The organism is Rhodococcus sp. NPDC056516 (assembly GCF_042794655.1).
Lineage (GTDB): Bacteria > Actinomycetota > Actinomycetes > Mycobacteriales > Mycobacteriaceae > Rhodococcus_F.
Window position 1 is genome coordinate 39,987 of the sequence record NZ_JBHTTG010000012.1, and the last position, 18,666, is coordinate 58,652.

An 18,666-nucleotide genomic window follows, 5' to 3' on the forward strand; every position below is an offset into this window, starting at 1 on the left:
ACCTGAAACCGTAGCGGGCGCGAGCACGAACGTGCGCGAGGCGACCTACTTGAGGCCTGCGGCGTCCATCCCTCGAAGTTCCTTCTTCAAATCCGAGATTTCGTCTCGCAATCGCCCAGCCAACTCGAACTGAAGGTCGCGTGCAGCATTCATCATTTGATCGGTGAGTTCCTTGACCAGATCCGCCAATTCGGCGCGAGGCATCGACTTGGTATCGCGCCCCTCGTACACACCGGCGCTGACCGCACGACCGGCCTCGCCCTGTGCGCGCCGACCGCGCGTCGCATTGCGACCCGAACCCCCGACGTCGACCGAAGCTGCGGTGTCCTCCGCCTCCTCGTACACCTGATCGAGAATGTCCGCGATCTTCTTGCGTAGCGGTTGCGGGTCGACGCCCATCTTCTCGTTGTAGGCGACCTGCTTCTCGCGCCGTCGCTCGGTTTCCTCGATCGCCTGCGCCATGGATGCGGTGATCTTGTCCGCATACATGTGCACTTGGCCGGACACATTTCGAGCCGCTCGACCAATCGTCTGAATAAGGCTGGTGGAGCTACGGAGGAAGCCTTCCTTGTCGGCATCGAGGATCGCGACCAGCGACACCTCGGGAAGGTCGAGTCCCTCACGCAGGAGGTTGATGCCGACCAGCACGTCGTACTCCCCCAGGCGGAGCTGCCGGAGCAGCTCGACTCGCCGGAGCGTATCGATATCCGAGTGCAGATACCGGACGCGAATACCGAGTTCGAGAAGATAGTCGGTCAGGTCTTCCGACATCTTCTTGGTCAGAGTCGTCACCAGCACACGCTCGTCGCGTTCGGCGCGCTCACGGATCTCGTGAACGAGATCGTCGATCTGCCCCTTGGTGGGTTTGACGATGACCTCGGGATCGATCAATCCGGTCGGGCGAATCACCTGCTCGACGAACTCACCGCCGGACTGACCCAACTCGTACTTGCCGGGGGTTGCCGACAGGTAGACGGTCTGACCGATCCGCTTACTGAATTCTTCCCACGTCAGGGGGCGGTTGTCGGTGGCCGACGGCAGCCGGAATCCGAATTCGACCAGGTTGCGCTTGCGCGACATATCGCCTTCGTACATGGCGCCGATCTGCGGGACGGTCACGTGCGACTCGTCGATGACCAGAAGGAAATCTTCGGGGAAATAGTCGATCAGCGTTGCGGGGGCAGTTCCAGGACCGCGGCCGTCGATGTGGCGCGAGTAGTTCTCGATGCCGGAGCAGAACCCGACCTGCTTGATCATCTCGAGGTCGTATTGCGTTCGCATGCGCAGACGCTGAGCTTCGAGAAGCTTGCCCTTGCCCTCGAGTTCGGCGAGCCGCTCTTCGAGTTCTGCCTCGATGTCCTTGGCCGCACGCTCCATGCGTTCTGGGCCGGCGACGTAGTGCGTCGCCGGAAAAATACGGACTGTGTCGACCTGGCGAACGATGTCACCGGTCAGTGGATGCAAGTAGTACAGCGCTTCGATCTCGTCACCGAAGAATTCGATGCGTACCGCCAACTCTTCGTAGGACGGAATGATCTCGACCGTGTCGCCGCGCACGCGGAACGAACCTCGCGTGAACGCCATGTCGTTGCGGTTGTACTGAACGTCGACGAGTAGACGCAGGAACGCATCGCGCGGTACCTCGACACCGACGTCGAGCTGAATCGAGCGATCGAGGTACGACTGCGGTGTACCGAGGCCGTAGATGCACGACACCGAGGCCACCACGACCACGTCCCGTCGTGAGAGAAGGCTGGACGTCGCTGAGTGGCGCAGCCGCTCCACGTCGTCGTTGACCGACGAATCCTTCTCGATGTAGGTGTCGGTCTGGGCGATGTACGCCTCGGGTTGGTAGTAGTCGTAGTACGAGACGAAGTACTCGACCGCATTGTTGGGAAGCATTTCCCGAAGCTCGTTCGCGAGCTGAGCAGCCAGAGTCTTGTTCGGAGCCATCACCAGAGCGGGGCGTTGCAGCTTTTCGATCAACCACGCTGTGGTCGCGGACTTACCGGTACCGGTCGCACCGAGGAGGACGACGTCCTTCTCCCCCTCGTTGATCCGTTTTTCCAGCTCGGCGATAGCCGCCGGCTGATCGCCTGCCGGTTCGTACGGACTGACGACCTCGAAGCGCGCGTCTGAGCGCTCGATGTCACCAACCGGACGAAACTCGGAATGGGCGACCACGGGATGTTCGGAAGCAAACGCCATGAAACCAGGGTAAGCGCACCCACCGACACAATGCTTGCTCGTCCGCATTCAGCTGAAAATGCACTTCGGCGGTAGGTTCTTCGACCATGAGCGAGAAACGTCCCCACATTCACCGGCCGAAGGTCGAAACCTTCGACATCGCAGCTCGTACCAATGTCGATCCCAAGGGTTTCGTTCGCCCGGTCGAGCACTACCGCGAAGAACCGTGGGGGCTGTACATGGCGCGCCACGCCGACCATCCCCAGTTTCACTATCTCGAGTCCTGGATCATTCCCGAACTCGGAATTCGGGCATCGATTTTCCACTTCACCCCGGAACACGTCAAAGACTGGGATTTCTACGTCGACATCGGTGAATTCACCCGCGGCGAGCACGTGTGGACCTCGGAGGACCACTACCTGGACCTGATCGTGCAGACCGGACACAGCATCGAATTGCTCGACGTCGACGAGTTGCTCGAGGCGAACACCGTCGGAATCCTCGACCCGAAGACGTCCGAGCGCGCAATGCTGAAGGCTGCCCGAGCCATCGACGGTATCGCCGCCCACGGTCACAACCTCGACGCCTGGCTGGACTCGTTGGGCATGCCGGTCACGTGGCGCTGAGCCGTTAGAGGGACCAGCCTGATTTCTCGGCCCATTCCCACGCCCGGTGGAATGCGGCGTCGAACCACGGGGTCTTGACCCCCAGATAGGCGTCGATCGCCGAGGCGTAGTCGTCGATGCCGGCAGCGCTCGAAGCTGCCTTGACCTTGAGTTCGGCATACTCGGCACGCGCCGACGCGTCGGCGCGAAGCCAGTCACGGAAGAGGATCGCGAACTGCTGACCCGGCCAACCGTCCACCCGAATGTGGATGTTCGCGCGGCGGCCTGGATCTGCGCTGCCGTGAATTCGCTTCGCCCAGACCGCCGGATCGGTCTCGCCACCGAGGTACGACGGTTTCGGGTCGTCAGCGACGATGTGCTCGATCCGGGGGAACCCGGCAGTGGCCAGATCCTGCGCGAGGTCGTCGGCAACGCCGAGGTGCTCGACAGTGATCTGAATGTCGATCACGTCCTTGGCATCGAGACCAGGCACTGCGGTCGATCCGATGTGATCGATACGGCGCGCGCGGTCACCGGCCGCCAGTGACAACCGGCCGATGATTCGTTCCGCCTGCGCCGGCCACGTCGGGTCAGCAGGAGTCAGCTCGGGAAGCGCGCGCACCACCGTGCCCTCGCGGAGGTTCTTCTCGAAGGGAACAAGTCGATTCGCCCACAGGTCGCGGACCACGTCGTCAAGTGAACCCTGCTCGCCGCTGTTGTCGAGCCACACGTCGGCAACAGCACGACGCTGATCGTCACTTGCCTGCGCTGCGATGCGCGCACGCGCGTCGGATTCCGGCATACCGCGTGAGCCCACCAGGCGTCGAACTCGCTCCTCCTCGTCGACGTAGACGATGACGACCAAGTTGAATGCCGGCGCCATGGAACCCTCGACCAAGAGCGGAATGTCTTGAACGAGCACTGCATCCGACGGCGCGGACGAGATCTGCTCCATCGTCCGCGCACCGATCAATGGGTGAAGGATGCCGTTCAGAGTTCCGCGTGACGTGTCGTCGGCAAACGCCAACGACGCCAACGCGGGGCGGTTGAGGCTGCCGTCCTCGGACAGAATCCCGTCGCCGAATGCATCGACCAGAGCGGCAAGTCCAGGAGTACCGGGCTCGACCACTTCTCGGGCGATCAAGTCGGCATCGACGATGACGGCTCCCAGTTCGCTGAGGATTTTCGACACTGTCGACTTACCGGCTCCGATGCCTCCAGTGAGGCCTACTCTCAACACACTCGACAGTCTCTCATCTCTGCGCCCGAGAGATTCAGACACGCCTACGGACCGAACACGCCGAGGCCTTCGAGGCTCAAATACCACAATTTCGGTGACCGTGCGGTTATGTTCTAGCGAACGCACCTGTACCTGCAACTTCTCGAGAAAGTGGACGCCATGCGAGCAGATCGCGACCATCACGGTCAGCACCGCCTCGGAATGCCGAACGGCGTGCACTGCATAGAGTTTCCCGAAGTTGCTTTTGCCCTGGCAGAGCACCGTCGTACGTGGTTCACGATGCTCGTGAGCCAAGGCCGACACAGCTTCGCATCGATGCGTAAGCGCACAGCCGAAGCGACCGCCACCTATTGGGTGCCTGCTCCCGCAAACTGAGTTCTCTTCACGAAATACAAAATGACCGGCAACCATTCGGTGCCGGTCATTTTTGTGTTCACTCACGCAATCTTGCGCCGGCAAGTGATACCTGACAGGAAAAGAACCCCGCCCCTGCAAGTGCAGGGGCGGGGTTCTTCACAGATCTCGCTTGATCAGATCAAGCGGTAATCCTTATGCGTTGCCCGACAGCTTCTCGCGAAGTGCGGCGAGCTGTGCATCGCTGGCAAGCGATCCGCCAGCAGACTCGGCCGGAGCGGAGCCGGCAGCAGCCGGAGCCTCGGTGTCGTCTGCAGCAGCCGTCTCCGAGGAGTAGCCGGCAGCAGCGGTGGCAGCCTCAGCGGCCTCGTCTGCAGCAGTCTTCTCCATCTGAGTGGTGTGCATCTTGTGGCGACGCTCAGCCTCGGCGTAGCGGTTCTCCCACTCTTCACGCTGCTTGTCGAAGCCCTCGAGCCATTCGTTGGTCTCGGGATCGAAGCCCTCGGGGAAGATGTAGTTGCCCTGGTCGTCGTACGAGTCGGCCATGCCGTACTTGGACGGATCGAACTCGGCGTTGTAATCCTCGTTGGCCTGCTTCAGCGACAGCGAGATACGACGACGCTCGAGATCGATGTCGATGACCTTGACGAGTGCATCGTCGCCGACGCCGACAACCTGGTCCGGAACCTCGACGTGGCGCTCAGCGAGCTCCGAGATGTGAACGAGGCCTTCGATTCCCTCTTCGACGCGCACGAATGCACCGAACGGAACCAGCTTCGTGACCTTGCCGGGCACGATCTGACCGATGGCGTGCGTGCGGGCGAACTGACGCCACGGATCTTCCTGCGTTGCCTTGAGCGACAGGGAGACGCGCTCGCGGTCCAGGTCGACGTCGAGAACCTCGACGGTGACCTCGGTGCCGACCTCGACAACCTCGGACGGGTGATCGATGTGCTTCCAAGACAGCTCGGAAACGTGAACCAGACCGTCTACGCCGCCCAGGTCCACGAATGCACCGAAGTTGACGATGGAGGACACGACGCCCTTGCGGACCTGGCCCTTCTGGAGCTGGTGCAGGAATTCGCTGCGAACCTCGGACTGAGTCTGCTCGAGCCATGCGCGGCGCGAGAGGACCACGTTGTTGCGGTTCTTGTCGAGCTCGATGATCTTGGCCTCGATCTCCTTGCCGACGTACGGCTGGAGGTCGCGGACGCGACGCATTTCGACGAGCGAAGCGGGGAGGAAGCCACGAAGACCGATGTCAAGGATGAGGCCGCCCTTGACGACCTCGATGACGGTGCCCTTGACGGCCTCGTCCTTCTCCTTGAGCTCCTCGATGGTGCCCCAGGCACGCTCGTACTGAGCGCGCTTCTTCGACAGGATCAGTCGACCTTCTTTGTCCTCCTTGGTGAGGACGAGAGCCTCGACCGCATCTCCCACGGAGACGACCTCGTTGGGGTCGACGTCGTGCTTGATGGAGAGCTCACGAGAAGGGATGACGCCTTCGGTCTTGTAACCGATGTCGAGCAGAACCTCGTCGCGGTCGACCTTGACGATGGTTCCTTCGACGATGTCACCATCGTTGAAGTACTTGATCGTGGCATCGATGGCGGCGAGGAAGTCCTCGGCGGAGCCAATGTCGTTAATGGCAACCTGCGGCGAGGTGACGGTTGTGGAGGGCATATGTTGAATTGCTCCGGACGAGTTGTGGTCGGTTGATGGATTTTGTCGGACGAGATGCGCAACTGTGGCGTACAAATGTTGGAAGTACTTTTTTGGAAGTACTAGATCTATGTACCCAGCTGCATCAATAACGAACAACCGAATACCGGATCACATTCCACACCGCAGAACCGCACCGCGAGCTCTCTCGTTCCGACTGACTCCGAGATCCTGGCCAAGATGATCTTGGTAAAGACCTCGTATAGACAATCGGTCGGATGACAGACACTCGCGTGGGTAAGACTACGCGTCGGCTATCTTGCCGGGCAAACCCGGGTACCCTGCGGCCGAGTCACCCGTTCTACTGTGTTGTTCATGTCTGACGAGCGCCATGCCGCCGCCAATTCCATTCTCGGTACCAGCGGTGTCGGCCGGGTCCGTGTCGATTCGAGTGCAAGCGACCGCGCCAGCCGCGCGTGGTGGGACGCCGACGCCGACGATTACCACAGAACCCACGGCGAGTTTCTGGGCGTGAACAGCGCAGAAGGTGAATTCGTCTGGTGCCCCGAAGGACTGCACGAGGGCGATCATCACTTGCTGGGCGACATAGTCGACAAAGATATTTTGGAGGTCGGTTGCGGCTCGGCTCCCTGTGCCCGGTGGCTCGCCGGACACGGCGCCCGGGCCGTCGGCCTCGACATCTCGATGGGGATGCTCGCGCGCGGACAGGACGCAATGAAGGCCGGCGGACCGGCAGTCCCGTTGATTCAGGCGAGTGCCGAACTCCTGCCGTTTGCCGACGAGAGTTTCGACATCGTCTGTTCGGCGTTCGGAGCCGTCCCGTTCGTGGCCGATTCACAACGGGTCATGAACGAGGTCGCCCGAGTTCTGCGTCCCGGCGGATCGTGGGTCTTCGCGGTCAACCATCCGATCCGATGGATCTTCCCCGACGATCCCGGGCCCAAGGGATTGACGGCGACGCTCCCCTACTTCGACCGCACCCCGTACGTCGAGGTCGACGACAACGGAGTCCCCACCTACGTCGAGCATCACCGAACCATCGGTGACCGGGTCCGTGAGATCGTCGCGGCCGGACTTCAGATCCGCGACATCATCGAGCCCGAATGGCCGGAGTGGTTGGACCGCGAATGGGGACAGTGGAGTCCCCTCCGCGGCCAACTCTTTCCGGGCACTGCAATTTTCAGCGCCGTCAAACCCTGACGGCTACAGCAGTTTCGACAGGAACGCCTTGGTCCGATCGTGCTGCGGATTGGCCAGGAGTTCGCGGGGCTCGCCTGCCTCGACCACAACTCCGCCGTCCATGAACACCAACTGATCTGCGACCTCGCGGGCGAAACCCATCTCGTGGGTGACAACCACCATCGTCATGCCCTCTTTGGCCAACTGCTTCATCACGGTGAGAACTTCACCGACCAGTTCGGGGTCGAGCGCGGACGTCGGCTCGTCGAACAGCATCAGCTTGGGGTCCATCGCGAGAGCGCGGGCGATGGCAACTCTCTGCTGCTGACCGCCCGACAACTGGGCCGGGTACGCGTTGGCTTTGGCGCTCAACCCGACCTGATCGAGGAGGTCCTTCGCTCGTTCGACGGCCTTCTTCTTGCTGACACGCTTGACCTGCGTCGGCGCTTCGATGATGTTCTCGAGAGCGGTGCGGTGCGGGAACAGGTTGAAGTGCTGAAACACCATCCCGATGTCGCGGCGTTGTTTGGCCGCGGCTCGCGGGTGGAGTTCGTACAGCTTGCCGTTCTTCTCCGAGTAGCCCACCAGGTCGCCGTCGACGTACAGACGGCCGGCGTTGACCTGCTCGAGGTGATTGATACAGCGCAGGAACGTCGACTTGCCCGACCCTGACGGTCCGACAAGGCACAGAACCTGGCCGGGGTCGATTTCGAGCGAGATCCCTTTCAGGACCTCGAGTGCGCCGAAGTTCTTACAGACTCGGTCGGCTTTCACCATGGGTGTCATTTGCGTTCTCCTCCGGGTGTGTCCGGAAGCGTTTCCACTACCGTAGCTTTGCCTTGCGCGTCGGCTAGCGCTTGAAGCTGGCGCGTGGTCAGTGCACGAGTTGCGCCCTTCGAATAGTGACGTTCGACGTAGTACTGCCCGATCATGAGCAAACTCGTGATTGCGAGATACCACGTTGCCGCAACCATCAACAGGGGAATCGGCTCGAAGTTGGCGCCCGAGATATCGCGCGCTCGACCGTACAACTCGAAGCTGTACGGGACTGCCGTCACGAGTGAGGTGGTCTTGAGCATGCTGATGACTTCGTTACCGGTCGGCGGAATGATGACGCGCATGGCCTGCGGCAAGACCGTTCGGCGCATCGTCTGACTCCACGTCATACCCAATGCAACAGATGCTTCGGTCTGGCCCTCGTTGACCGAGCTCACGCCGGCACGGACGATCTCGGCCATGTATGCGGCCTCGTTCAATGCCAAACCGATCACCGCAAACAGAAACGCTGCCTGCAAGTCCTGGAGATTGATGTGCGCAAACTGATGCACGAAAGGAATACCGAGATCGATGCTCTTGTAGATCGACGGGAACAAGCCCCAGAAGACCAACTGCACGTAAACGGGGGTTCCACGAAATATCCACAGATAGCCCCAGGCCGCGGCGCGAAGCACTGGGTTGGGCGAGAGTCGCATGACTGCCAAGATCACCCCGAGGACGATCGCGATCACCATTGCCAGCACTGTCAGCTGGATCGTTGTCCACGCACCAGCGGAGATCCGTTTGTCGAACAGGTACTGACCGTAAGTCCCCCACGCAAAGGCTTCGTTGGTCGCCGCGCCGTAAACGAACAGTCCGAAGAGGACCACGACTACGACCGCGGCAATCCAACGACCAGGTCTACGTAGTGGGATCGCCTTGATCGGCACCGGATCGCCAGTCTCAGTTGTTGTCATGTTCATCAGCTCTCCGCGCCGTTGATCTTGGATACTTCGATGACGCCGGCCTCGACACTCCAGGTCTGCGCGATCTGTTGATAGACGCCGTTGTCGATCAGGTATTGCATTGCCTGTTGCAGGGCGGGTCCAAGGGCGGAACCCTTCACGATCGGCCAGCCGTACGGCGCCGAATCAAAGGGTTCTCCCGCAGCTTCCATCCGCCCCTTGCTCCGTTTGATCGCGTAGCCGGTCACTGGCGAATCAGCGGACAGCGCGTCGACTCGACCGAGAATGAGCGCATTGGCCGCATCGTCCTGGCTGTCGTACTTGATCTTGTCGATCGGCGGCTTGCCCGCGGCAACGCACGCCTCGCTCTTGGCAGGTACTTCGTCGATGTCCTCGGTGGTTGTGGTCTGCACCGCAACCCTCAATCCGCACGCATTGTTGGGATCGACGGGATTGTCCGGACGTTGCGCCCACTGGATACCCGCGCTGTAGTACGTGACGAAGTCGACTGTCTTCTCCCGCTCCTTGGAATCGGTGAACGAAGACATTCCGAGGTCGTAGCTTCCCGATTGGATAGCGGGGATGATCTTGTCGAAGTCGGCTTGGTTGAAGACAGCTTCGACACCGAGCACGGCCGCAACGGCGTTCATCAGGTCGACGTCGAAGCCGACGATGTTGCCATCCGCGTCCTTGAATTCGTTTGGGGCGTACGGAATGTTCACCCCGACCTGCAACTTGCCCGACTCCGTCACCTTGGGCGGCAGGAGAGCAGCGATTTCCGGCACCTTCTGGACATCGAGTGGAGGTCCTTCGGGAACGAGACCCTCGTTGTTGGTGACGCACCCACCGCACAGAGCGACGATCAAGCCCACCAACAAGACTCGCACCAGGTTGGCACGCATTCCCCCGCCACTACCAGCGCCACTACCTACGCCACGTGGCCTTGGTGCCCGTGCGTTTTCACCGACCACGACTCTGCTCTCCACTCGTCGATCGCCGCACTTGCAACGTCCATCCGAAATTCAGTCGAACGGTAGGTTACGGCAGGAGTTCCACCGTCGCCGACTTCGCAAGATTCCGGCCTGTCGTACAAGAATCAGCGACGCAGAGTGTGTGCGTACACGACTTCGGAAAATTCGCTGGTCGATGCCAAACCGCCGAGGTCGGCGGTGGCGATGCCCGACGCGATGGTCGTGCGAACGGCGTCCGAAATCCGGCCTGCCGCCGCAGACAACAACCGATCGCCACGCGCATCACCGAGCCAGTCGAGCATCATCGCGCTCGAGAGGAACAGTGCCGTTGGGTTCGCGCGATTCTTCCCGGCGATGTCGGGTGCTGCACCGTGCGCGGCCTGAGCCATGACCTGCGTCTCGGAAGCGTTGATCGACGGCGCGGTTCCGAGTGATCCGGACAGCTCGCCCGCCAGATCGGACAATATGTCGCCGAACATGTTTTCGGTCACTACGACGTCGAAGTCGCCGCCGCGTCGAACCAGGTGCGCCGCCATCGCGTCGACGTGCTCGTCGTCGACGACTACGTGTGGGAACTCTGCGGCGACGGTTCGGCAGGCGTCGCGGAAGAGGCCGGTGGTCAGCGTGAGGACGTTAGCCTTGTGGACGATGGTGACGTGATTGCGCCGGCGCGACGCCAACGCGAAGGCAGTGCGTGCGATCCGTTCACATGCGGCGCGCGTGAACACACCGACTGCCAAGGCGATGTCGGGCGTCGGCATGAATTCGCCGCTGCCGACTGCCATGTTCCGGTCCGCGTACAACCCCTCGGTGTTCTCGCGGACGATCACCAGATCCATGTCGGGCACCATCGCCTTGACACCGGGAAACGCTGCTGCCGGTCGAATGTTCGCGAACAACTCGAACTTCTTCCGGATGACGCCGCCGGGTGTGAGTTGTCCGCGAAACCTCTCCGGATAGGACGCACTGTCGTGGGGTCCGAGAATCCAACCCTGCAGCAGCTCCAACGCATCGATGGTCTCGTCGGGAATCGGTGTGCCGTGGCTGTCGATGGCCGTGCTCCCAAGCGGAAGCTCGACCCACTCGACGGGCGGCGCATGAACCGCTGACAACGCCGCATCCACGATCTGCCGTGTGGCCGGGACGATTTCGTGGCCGATTCCGTCGCCGTGCATGAGTCCCAGCCGCATGGCCGGCGTACCGATTGCGCTCGCACCTGTCATCAGGCAATCATTGCTCACCATGGTCCAGTCGGTGGAATTGCTCCTCGATCCGGTGAGTGAGTCGGCAGTGCGCGCGCAATGGCAGCTTCTCGCCGACGCCGGATTCCCAAGTCAGGCGTCCCATCACAGCCCGTCCAACCGCCCGCACATCACGCTGTTCGTCGCCCGCGAGATCCCCGCGGAGATCGACGAACTGTTGAAGCGACGCTTCTCGGCCCCGGACTTCGAAATCCGGCTGGGTGGCTACGTCGTATTCGGCGGCAAGCAGATGGTCTTGGCCCGCTCGGTCATTCCTTCGCGCGCGCTCCTTCACCTGCACCGAGAGATAGCCGAAGCAACAGTCGGATCGACTGCGCTTCCCGCCCACGTCGAGCCTGGCGGGTGGACGCCGCATGTGACGCTCGCCCGGCGCGTCGAACCTGCACGTCTGGGTGAGGCCATCGCTCTGGTCGGCACCGACGTGATTCACGGGCGTAGTGGAGCGATCAGGCGCTGGGACGGCGAACAGAAGACGGAATGGTTACTGACGCCGCCACTGTGACAGATCGGGTTGCTCGTCGGGTCACCAGGATTCCCGCGATCACCGCGAGTGCACCAACCGGCTGATTCCAGCCGATGCTCTCGTTCAACACTATTGCCCCGAGCGCGACGCCCACGACTGGGCTGAGGTAGGTGACAGTCGACGCTGCAGTCGGCCCCCACCCTTGAACCACATTGGTGTTCCAGATGAACGCGAGCCCAGTCCCCAGCGCGCCCAGCGCGATCATCGACAGGACAACTGCCGGCGTCAGGTGCATCGGTGTATTCGCGATGACCGGAGAGGCGAGAACCATCACGAGTGCACCGATACTGATCTGCAATAACGCGACCGTGCGGGTGTCGATCCCGAGCGGAAGCACGAAGCGTCTGAGGTAGACAAACGAAATCCCGTACGACGCAGTCGCTCCCAGGCAGGCGATCTGAGCACTGAGGCTTCCGCCGACGCCGAGATTCCACGGCGCCAACACGATCAGCACTCCGGCGAATCCGAGCAGCAACCCCAGCGATTTGTATCGCGTCAGCGTCTCACCCGGCAGAAAGGCAAGCGAGACAGCCATAGTCATCAATGGTGTGGTGGCGTTGTAGATACTCGCGAGTCCGGAAGACATGCTCTGCTCGGCCCAACTGAACAGCAGCCACGGCACGATGCATTGCGTCGCTGCGAGAAACGCCATGTGTTTCCAGACGCGAAAGTCCCTCGGTATGCCGATCCGACTCACCGCTGACACGAGAACAAGCGCGAGAGCGCCGAAGACCAAGCGCCACAGAACTACCTGCGTGAAGGACAAACCCTCGAGCCCGATCTTCATGAAGAGGAAACTGGCTCCCCACACCACCGCAGCTGCGGTGTATTGAAAAACCAGACTCACCCTCACAGAGTGAAGTCTCCATGAGGACTGACGTCGTGACGGGTGTCGGGCGTACGGCCGGCAAGAGCTAGTACGTTCAGGACCAGGAGGACCAGGAGAGTAATGACGATGATTGCCATGTGTCCAGCCTGACGCAAGGCCGCGCCCTTCAATAGTGGCAGAAAAGCCAGACTTGGACGATTTTCTGCCACTTTGCCGTTTTTCTGTCACACTCGAAAGATGCTCGCGAAAGTGGTGGTCCCACTGATGCCGATGACCGAGGCATTCGAACTCGGCGTGGCATGTGAAGTATTCGGCTTCGACCGATCCGACGACGGCCTCCCGACGTACGACTTCTCTCTGATCGCCGCAGTTCCGGGCCCGATCCGAACACGCTTCGGCTACAACATCGATGTTCCGTACAACCTCGACTCTCTCGACGACGCCGATCTCATCGTCGTTTCCGCCGGTGGCACCTACGACGCAGGCGACGCGTACATGTGCTCACCGAGTCCCGACTCGAGTGTCGATCCCCTGCTGATCAAGCTCCGTGAGGCCGTGGCCCGGGGCGCCAAGGTGGCCAGCCTGTGCACCGGCGCGTTTGTCCTCGGGGCGGCGGGACTGCTGGACGGGAAGCGATGCACGACGCATTGGCGTCACGCCGAAAGGTTGGCCCAGACGTATCCGGAAGCCAAGGTCGATCCGGACGTGCTGTATGTGGACGAAGATCCGGTGTTCACCAGTGCCGGCACCGCAGCAGGAATCGATCTGTGCCTGCACATCGTCCGCAAGGAACAGGGCTCTCGCGTGGCCAACGGCATCGCGAGAAGGATGGTGGTACCGCCCCATCGTGACGGCGGTCAGGCTCAGTACGTCGCCACTCCCCTCACCTCGACGCCGAGCGCAACTCTTGCCCCGCTCCTCGACTGGATGACGGAGAACCTCGCCGTCGACCTCACTGTCGGCATGGTTGCAGCGCGAGCGAACATGTCCGCTCGCACCTTTGCGCGCCGTTTCCAAGCGGAAACAGGGACTACCCCCGCGCGTTGGCTCAGCGATCAGCGAGTACTGGCCGCCCAGCAACTACTCGAGAATTCGGACCTCTCCGTCGACGTCATCGCAGAGCGCGTCGGATTCGGCGGCGGCGCCGTACTTCGCCAGCACTTCATTCGCCTGCGTTGCACCACGCCCCAGGCGTACCGCCGGACGTTTCGGGCGACCGAGAACGCAAGCTGAAATCCACTCAGGGAAGAATCAGCGGTTCCGGGGCGTTGCACACACCAACAGCCCACACAATGGAAAGGACCCCTGTGGCCACCCAGACACTCACCCAGCAGAACTTCGACGAAACGATCAACGGCAGCGACGTCGTCCTCGTGGACTTCTGGGCTTCCTGGTGCGGCCCGTGCCGCCAGTTCGCGCCGACGTTCGAAGCCTCCTCCGAGAAGCACAGCGACGTCGTTCACGCCAAGGTGGACACCGAAGCCGAGCAGGGAATCGCAGCGGCCGCCAACATCCGCTCCATCCCCACGATCATGGCCTTCCGTGAAGGCGTTCTCGTGTTCAACCAGGCCGGCGCACTTCCCGCCGCTCAGCTCGAAGAGCTGGTGACTCAGGTCAAGGCACTCGACATGGACGAGGTCCGCAAGCAGATCGCAGAGCAGACTGCCTCTGCCGAGTAGCGAAACAAGGCTGGGCCGGAATCGAATGCGATTCCGGCCCAGCCTTTTTCGTTGCTGCCTAGTGAGCCGCGCTGTCCCAGCTTCGACCAGTTCCCACCGAAACATCCAGCGGTACCGACAACTCGATGGCTGTGGCCATCTTGTCCCTGACCAATGCAGTGACCTCCTCCAACTCGGAGGCAACCACTTCGAGCACCAATTCGTCGTGAACCTGCAACAGCATGCGCGACTTCAATCCGGCGTCGGCGAGAGCCTTCTGCACGTTGATCATCGCGACCTTGATGATGTCGGCCGCCGTGCCCTGGATCGGCGCGTTCAAGGCAGCACGTTCGGCCACCTCACGACGCTGACGGTTGTCACTGTTGAGATCGGGCAGATACCGACGACGGCCGTAGAGAGTCGAGGTGTAACCGTCCTTGCGCGCTTGCTCGACTACTGCGTGGAGGTAATCCCGCACACCGCCGAAACGAGCGAAGTACGCATCCATCTGCTGCTTCGCTTCTTCGGTCGAAATCTTCAGCTGCGAAGCCAATCCGTAAGCGCTCAGTCCGTAAGCCAGACCGTAGGACATCGCCTTGACCCGGCGACGCAGTTCAGGAGTGACCTCTTCGATCGGAACTCCGAATGCGCGTGAGCCGACAAAGCTGTGCAGATCCTCACCGGTGTTGAATGCCTCGATCAGTCCCTCGTCACCTGACACGTGCGCCATGATGCGCATTTCGATCTGGCTGTAATCGGCAGTGAGCAGAACGTCGAACCCCTGCCCGACCACAAATCCGTCGCGGATCTCGCGCCCCGCATCGTTGCGGACCGGGATGTTCTGCAGGTTGGGATCGGTCGACGACAGACGTCCGGTCGCGGCAACCGTCTGGTTGAACGTCGTGTGGATGCGACCGTCTTCGGCCACGGCCTTGAGTAGACCGTCCACGGTCACCTTCATACGCGTCGCATCACGGTGCGCGAGAAGGTGTTCGAGGAACGGGTGTCCCGTCTTGTCGAACAGACCCTGCAGCGCCTCGGCGTCGGTGGTGTAGCCCGTTTTCGTCTTCTTGGTCTTGGGCATGTCGAGTTCTTCGAACAAGACCACCTGCAGCTGCTTCGGCGAACCCAGGTTGATCTGCTTGTCGATCACCTCGTACGCGGAGTTTGCGGCGTCGGCGACCTGGGACGCGAAACGGCTCTGAAGATCGTGCAGATGCGCGCTGTCGACGGCGATGCCGGTGGCCTCGATCTGTGCGAGCTCGATCGTCAACGGCAGTTCCATGTCGGAGAGGAGCGACTTGGACTCGATCGACTCCAACTCGGTGTCCAACGCAGCTGCCAAGTCGAGAACGGCCTGAGCGCTGAGCATCGCGGTCTCGGCCGCTTCGGCGTCAAGCTGTTCGGTGTCGTCGAGAAGTGAAAGCTGTTCCTGGCCCGATGTTTCGGCACGCAGTTCACGCTTGAGGTAGCGGAGCGACAGATCATCGAGATTGAAGGTGCGCTGACCTGGCCGGACGAGGTAGGCGGCCAGAGCGGTGTCGCTGGTCAGTCCGCCGAGCGTCCAACCGCGCCCACGCAGAGCGTGGATCGCCCATTTCGCTTCGTGCAGTGCCTTCGGCTGGGATGCATCCGCAAGCCAATCACCGAGAGCCGCTTCATCTTCCGGCGTTGCCGTCGACGCCGCGATGTATGCGCATTCGCCGTCGGAGGCCGCGATCGCGAGTGCAGTGACGTCACCGGCAAACGGAGTTCTGGTTCCGAGCACCGTCACGCCGTGACGCTCACCGGTTCGCGCGTGAGCGTCGAGCCATGCGGCAACCGCACCCGGGGCGAGTGTGTCGCCGCTGACCTCGAAACCCTCTTCGGCTTCGGGTTCGGACGACGACAGGGTCGCGAACAGTCGATCGCGGAGAACCTTGAACTCGAGATCGTCGAACAACGCATGAATCTTCTCGCGGTCCCACGGAGCCAACACCAACTGCTCGGGCGTGTACGGCAACGGAACGTCGCGAACCATTTCGGTCAGCTGGCGATTGAGCAGGACGTTTGCAAGGTTCTCGCGTAGTGAGTCGCCCACCTTGCCACGGACCTTGTCCACGTTGTCGACCAGACCCTGCAGGTCGCCGTACTCACGGATCCACTTGGTGGCGGTCTTCTCGCCGACACCGGGGATACCGGGGAGGTTGTCACTCGGGTCGCCGCGCAGGGCAGCAAAATCCGGATATTGCGACGGGGTGAGGCTGTACTTCTCCTCGACGGCCGTCGGCGTGAATCGGGTGAGCTCCGAGACGCCCTTCTTCGGGTACAGCACAGTGACGTTGTCGGTCACCAACTGCAGCGAGTCGCGGTCGCCGGTCACGACGAGAACTCGGTATCCGAGGGCCTCCGCCTGCGTGGTCAACGTGGCAATCACGTCGTCGGCTTCGAAACCTTCCTCGGCCATGACCGGGATGCCCAGCGCGCCGAGAACGTCCTTGGTGATGTCGATCTGGCCCTTGAATTCGTCCGGAGCCTTCGCACGCTGCGCCTTGTACTCAGGGAACAGGTCGGCGCGAAACGTCTGACGCGAAACGTCGAAGGCCGCAGCCAAGTGGGTCGGCTGTTCGTCGCGGAGAAGATTGATCAACATCGATGTGAAGCCGTACACCGCATTGGTGGCCTGCCCACTGTGTGTCTTGAAGTTCTCTGCAGGCAGCGCGTAGAAGGCGCGAAACGCCAACGAATGCCCGTCGAGAAGCATCAGAAGAGGGCGATCGTCCGCCTTGCCGGTGGTGCCGGCTGAAGCGGTGGACGTGCTGGACCGAGTTGTGGTTGCGGGGCTCACGGTTCATCAGTCTAGGGATCGCGACCGACATCGACGCCTTCGCCGTTGTTTACGCAGGAACAGGCACAAGAATCGGACAATTGATGCAGCCATCGGCCTTCGATACGGAACCGAAACATCCCGGAAATCTCAGAACCCCATCTGAAGCGAACAGAGCCGTTAGAGTCCGGAAATCGCAGCAACGGATCAAGCCCTCCGCTGCGTGGCACCTTTGTCCAGACGCGCTAGTCCCGACCCGCTCGGAGGACGTACGTGGCTCCACCCGTAGTGAAACGGCATACCCTCGCAACACTCAGCCGACTACTGGCCTTTGCGTTACTCACGTTCTTCGCATTACTCAGCCTGGCCGGAACCGCCGGGGCCCAGGAACCGACCAACTCCCCTGCACCGACCAACTCCCCTGCACCGCCGACCTCGTCAGGACCGGCAAAACCGGTTCCCGACAACGCCGTCCCCGTCAGCGGCAATCTCAACAACGGTGGCACCCGGCTCGAGGGCGTCACAGTGCGCGCGCTCGATTCCTCCGGCACCGAGGTCGCCACCGGCGAGTCGGCATCGAACGGTCGTTGGGAGTTGGCCGTGCCCCCGGGCACCTACACATTCGAGATCGTTGCGGACACCCTCCCCGACGGGGTGAGTGTGCAAGCCACTGTCGAACGCGAGGTGGTTGCCGGCCGCGCGAACACCGTGATCTTCTCGTTCGGAGAGGTTCGCACCGCCTCGAATGTCAGCTTCGGCGAGAAGCTCATCCGCACGACTGTCGACGGCCTGCGGTTCGGTCTCGTCATCGCGATCGCCGGTGTGGGTCTGAGTTTGATCTACGGCACGACCGGTCTGACGAACTTCGCGCACGGCGAGATCGTCACCCTCGGTGCCGTCGCCGCCTGGGTGATCAACACCTCGTTCGGCATTCCGCTGATTCCCGCCACCGTTCTCGCGATCTTCGTCGGTATCGGGATCGGACTGTTGACCAACGGAATCGTCTGGAAGCCCCTACGTAAACGCAAGACCGGGTTGATCGCACAACTGGTGGTCTCCATCGGTCTCGCGATTTCCCTGCGCTACCTGATCCTCATCTTCTTCTCCGACCGAGCAGAACCCTTCGACGACTACCAGGGCCAGGTCGAGAAGAACTGGGGCCCCATCGCTTTGACCGACGCGAACGCCGTAGTCATGATCGTCAGTCTGGTAGTCCTGGTCGGCGTCGCACTTCTTCTCCAGCGGACTCGCATCGGAAAAGCTATGCGCGCCGTCTCCGACAACCGCGACCTCGCCGCTTCGTCGGGAATCAACGTCGAGCGCGTGATCATGTTCGTCTGGGGCCTCGGCGGCGGATTGGCTGCACTCGGCGGTGTGCTGTTCGGTATCTCCGAGCTCGGCGGACGAGTCCAGTGGGAGATGGGCTTCAAACTCTTGCTGCTGATGTTCGCCGGAATCACCCTCGGTGGTCTGGGAACGGCGTACGGGGCGCTACTCGGCTGCGTCATCGTCGGACTTCTGGTCCAACTCTCGACGCTCATCATCAACCCCGACCTCAAATACATCGGCGGACTTCTCGTCTTGATCGTGATCCTCGTGGTTCGCCCCCAGGGCATCCTCGGATCCAGACAAAGGATCGGGTGACGAA

General features: G+C 61.6%; 16 protein-coding genes. 7 read left to right on the forward strand and 9 right to left on the reverse strand.

Going from position 1 to position 18,666, the window contains the following annotated elements:
• Positions 1–45: 45 nt before the first annotated feature.
• Positions 46–2,208, reverse strand: a complete 2,163-nt coding sequence (gene uvrB, locus ACFQ6Y_RS29570) for an excinuclease ABC subunit UvrB (protein WP_019748629.1) — start codon at positions 2,206–2,208, stop codon at positions 46–48.
• Positions 2,209–2,294: 86 nt separating this feature from the next.
• On the opposite strand from uvrB, the gene ACFQ6Y_RS29575 reads away from it, so the two are divergent.
• Positions 2,295–2,813 (forward strand): DUF402 domain-containing protein, encoded by a 519-nt coding sequence (locus tag ACFQ6Y_RS29575; RefSeq protein ID WP_378640291.1) that lies wholly within the window; start codon positions 2,295–2,297, stop codon positions 2,811–2,813.
• A 4-nt stretch (positions 2,814–2,817) separates the two neighbouring features.
• On the opposite strand, the gene coaE is transcribed toward ACFQ6Y_RS29575, so the two are convergent.
• Positions 2,818–4,032: a dephospho-CoA kinase gene (coaE, locus tag ACFQ6Y_RS29580; protein ID WP_378640294.1), complete on the reverse strand. Its 1,215-nt coding sequence runs from the start codon at positions 4,030–4,032 to the stop codon at positions 2,818–2,820.
• Positions 4,033–4,191: 159 nt separating this feature from the next.
• Here coaE and ACFQ6Y_RS29585 point away from each other — a divergent pair, with 159 nt between their 5' ends.
• Positions 4,192–4,407, forward strand: coding sequence for a hypothetical protein (locus ACFQ6Y_RS29585; protein WP_003944056.1), 216 nt, complete (start codon positions 4,192–4,194; stop codon positions 4,405–4,407).
• 174 nt (positions 4,408–4,581) lie between these two features.
• Here the strand turns inward: ACFQ6Y_RS29585 and rpsA are convergent, their stop codons facing one another.
• Positions 4,582–6,069 carry a 30S ribosomal protein S1 gene (gene rpsA, locus ACFQ6Y_RS29590; protein ID WP_230813265.1) on the reverse strand — a complete coding sequence of 496 codons (1,488 nt, stop codon included), beginning with the start codon at positions 6,067–6,069 and terminating at the stop codon, positions 4,582–4,584.
• Positions 6,070–6,423: 354 nt separating this feature from the next.
• On the opposite strand from rpsA, the gene ACFQ6Y_RS29595 reads away from it, so the two are divergent.
• Positions 6,424–7,269 (forward strand): class I SAM-dependent methyltransferase, encoded by an 846-nt coding sequence (locus tag ACFQ6Y_RS29595; protein WP_378449759.1) that lies wholly within the window; start codon positions 6,424–6,426, stop codon positions 7,267–7,269.
• Between the two features lie 3 nt (positions 7,270–7,272).
• On the opposite strand, the gene ACFQ6Y_RS29600 is transcribed toward ACFQ6Y_RS29595, so the two are convergent.
• The 4 genes from ACFQ6Y_RS29600 to ACFQ6Y_RS29615 all read right to left on the reverse strand — a co-directional run bounded on the left by ACFQ6Y_RS29600 (position 7,273) and on the right by ACFQ6Y_RS29615 (position 11,163).
• Entirely contained in the window at positions 7,273–8,034 is a 762-nt protein-coding gene (locus ACFQ6Y_RS29600; RefSeq protein WP_019748634.1) for an amino acid ABC transporter ATP-binding protein, read from the reverse strand.
• Positions 8,031–8,987, reverse strand: a complete 957-nt coding sequence (locus ACFQ6Y_RS29605; RefSeq protein ID WP_019748635.1) for an amino acid ABC transporter permease — start codon at positions 8,985–8,987, stop codon at positions 8,031–8,033. Before ACFQ6Y_RS29605 ends, ACFQ6Y_RS29600 begins: the two co-directional genes overlap by 4 nt.
• Positions 8,987–9,871: an ABC transporter substrate-binding protein gene (locus tag ACFQ6Y_RS29610; protein WP_378548087.1), complete on the reverse strand. Its 885-nt coding sequence runs from the start codon at positions 9,869–9,871 to the stop codon at positions 8,987–8,989. The genes ACFQ6Y_RS29605 and ACFQ6Y_RS29610 overlap by 1 nt, the downstream gene beginning before the upstream one ends.
• A gap of 194 nt (positions 9,872–10,065) precedes the next feature.
• A complete protein-coding gene (locus tag ACFQ6Y_RS29615; protein WP_378539708.1) occupies positions 10,066–11,163 on the reverse strand; it encodes an isocitrate/isopropylmalate dehydrogenase family protein in 1,098 nt (365 codons plus the stop codon).
• Here ACFQ6Y_RS29615 and ACFQ6Y_RS29620 point away from each other — a divergent pair.
• Positions 11,129–11,704, forward strand: a complete 576-nt coding sequence (locus ACFQ6Y_RS29620; protein ID WP_378640299.1) for a 2'-5' RNA ligase family protein — start codon at positions 11,129–11,131, stop codon at positions 11,702–11,704. The genes ACFQ6Y_RS29615 and ACFQ6Y_RS29620 overlap by 35 nt on opposite strands.
• Here the strand turns inward: ACFQ6Y_RS29620 and ACFQ6Y_RS29625 are convergent.
• Complete coding sequence (locus ACFQ6Y_RS29625; protein WP_378640301.1) at positions 11,649–12,578, reverse strand: DMT family transporter; 930 nt, start codon at positions 12,576–12,578, stop codon at positions 11,649–11,651. The genes ACFQ6Y_RS29620 and ACFQ6Y_RS29625 overlap by 56 nt on opposite strands.
• Before the next feature lie 213 nt (positions 12,579–12,791).
• On the opposite strand from ACFQ6Y_RS29625, the gene ACFQ6Y_RS29630 reads away from it, so the two are divergent.
• Together ACFQ6Y_RS29630 and trxA are read left to right on the forward strand one after the other, a co-directional pair.
• Positions 12,792–13,787 (forward strand): helix-turn-helix domain-containing protein, encoded by a 996-nt coding sequence (locus ACFQ6Y_RS29630; RefSeq protein WP_378449765.1) that lies wholly within the window; start codon positions 12,792–12,794, stop codon positions 13,785–13,787.
• A 74-nt stretch (positions 13,788–13,861) separates the two neighbouring features.
• Positions 13,862–14,233: a thioredoxin gene (gene trxA / locus ACFQ6Y_RS29635; protein WP_214890358.1), complete on the forward strand. Its 372-nt coding sequence runs from the start codon at positions 13,862–13,864 to the stop codon at positions 14,231–14,233.
• 58 nt (positions 14,234–14,291) lie between these two features.
• Here trxA and polA read toward each other — a convergent pair whose 3' ends face one another.
• Complete coding sequence (polA, locus tag ACFQ6Y_RS29640; protein ID WP_378640304.1) at positions 14,292–17,039, reverse strand: DNA polymerase I; 2,748 nt, start codon at positions 17,037–17,039, stop codon at positions 14,292–14,294.
• Positions 17,040–17,342: 303 nt separating this feature from the next.
• On the opposite strand from polA, the gene ACFQ6Y_RS29645 reads away from it, so the two are divergent.
• Positions 17,343–18,662 carry a branched-chain amino acid ABC transporter permease gene (locus tag ACFQ6Y_RS29645; protein WP_378640390.1) on the forward strand — a complete coding sequence of 440 codons (1,320 nt, stop codon included), beginning with the start codon at positions 17,343–17,345 and terminating at the stop codon, positions 18,660–18,662.
• Positions 18,663–18,666 lie beyond the last annotated feature (4 nt).

Coding starts and splice junctions, on each gene's coding strand:
- ACFQ6Y_RS29585 (WP_003944056.1), top strand. CDS start 4,192: ATGCGAGCAGATCGCGACCATCACGGTCAGCACCGCCTCGGAATGCCG.
- ACFQ6Y_RS29630 (WP_378449765.1), top strand. CDS start 12,792: ATGCTCGCGAAAGTGGTGGTCCCACTGATGCCGATGACCGAGGCATTC.
- ACFQ6Y_RS29605 (WP_019748635.1), bottom strand. CDS start 8,987: ATGAACATGACAACAACTGAGACTGGCGATCCGGTGCCGATCAAGGCG.
- ACFQ6Y_RS29620 (WP_378640299.1), top strand. CDS start 11,129: ATGGCCGGCGTACCGATTGCGCTCGCACCTGTCATCAGGCAATCATTG.
- ACFQ6Y_RS29595 (WP_378449759.1), top strand. CDS start 6,424: ATGTCTGACGAGCGCCATGCCGCCGCCAATTCCATTCTCGGTACCAGC.
- ACFQ6Y_RS29600 (WP_019748634.1), bottom strand. CDS start 8,034: ATGACACCCATGGTGAAAGCCGACCGAGTCTGTAAGAACTTCGGCGCA.
- ACFQ6Y_RS29615 (WP_378539708.1), bottom strand. CDS start 11,163: ATGACAGGTGCGAGCGCAATCGGTACGCCGGCCATGCGGCTGGGACTC.
- ACFQ6Y_RS29575 (WP_378640291.1), top strand. CDS start 2,295: ATGAGCGAGAAACGTCCCCACATTCACCGGCCGAAGGTCGAAACCTTC.
- uvrB (WP_019748629.1), bottom strand. CDS start 2,208: ATGGCGTTTGCTTCCGAACATCCCGTGGTCGCCCATTCCGAGTTTCGT.
- rpsA (WP_230813265.1), bottom strand. CDS start 6,069: ATGCCCTCCACAACCGTCACCTCGCCGCAGGTTGCCATTAACGACATT.
- ACFQ6Y_RS29610 (WP_378548087.1), bottom strand. CDS start 9,871: ATGCGTGCCAACCTGGTGCGAGTCTTGTTGGTGGGCTTGATCGTCGCT.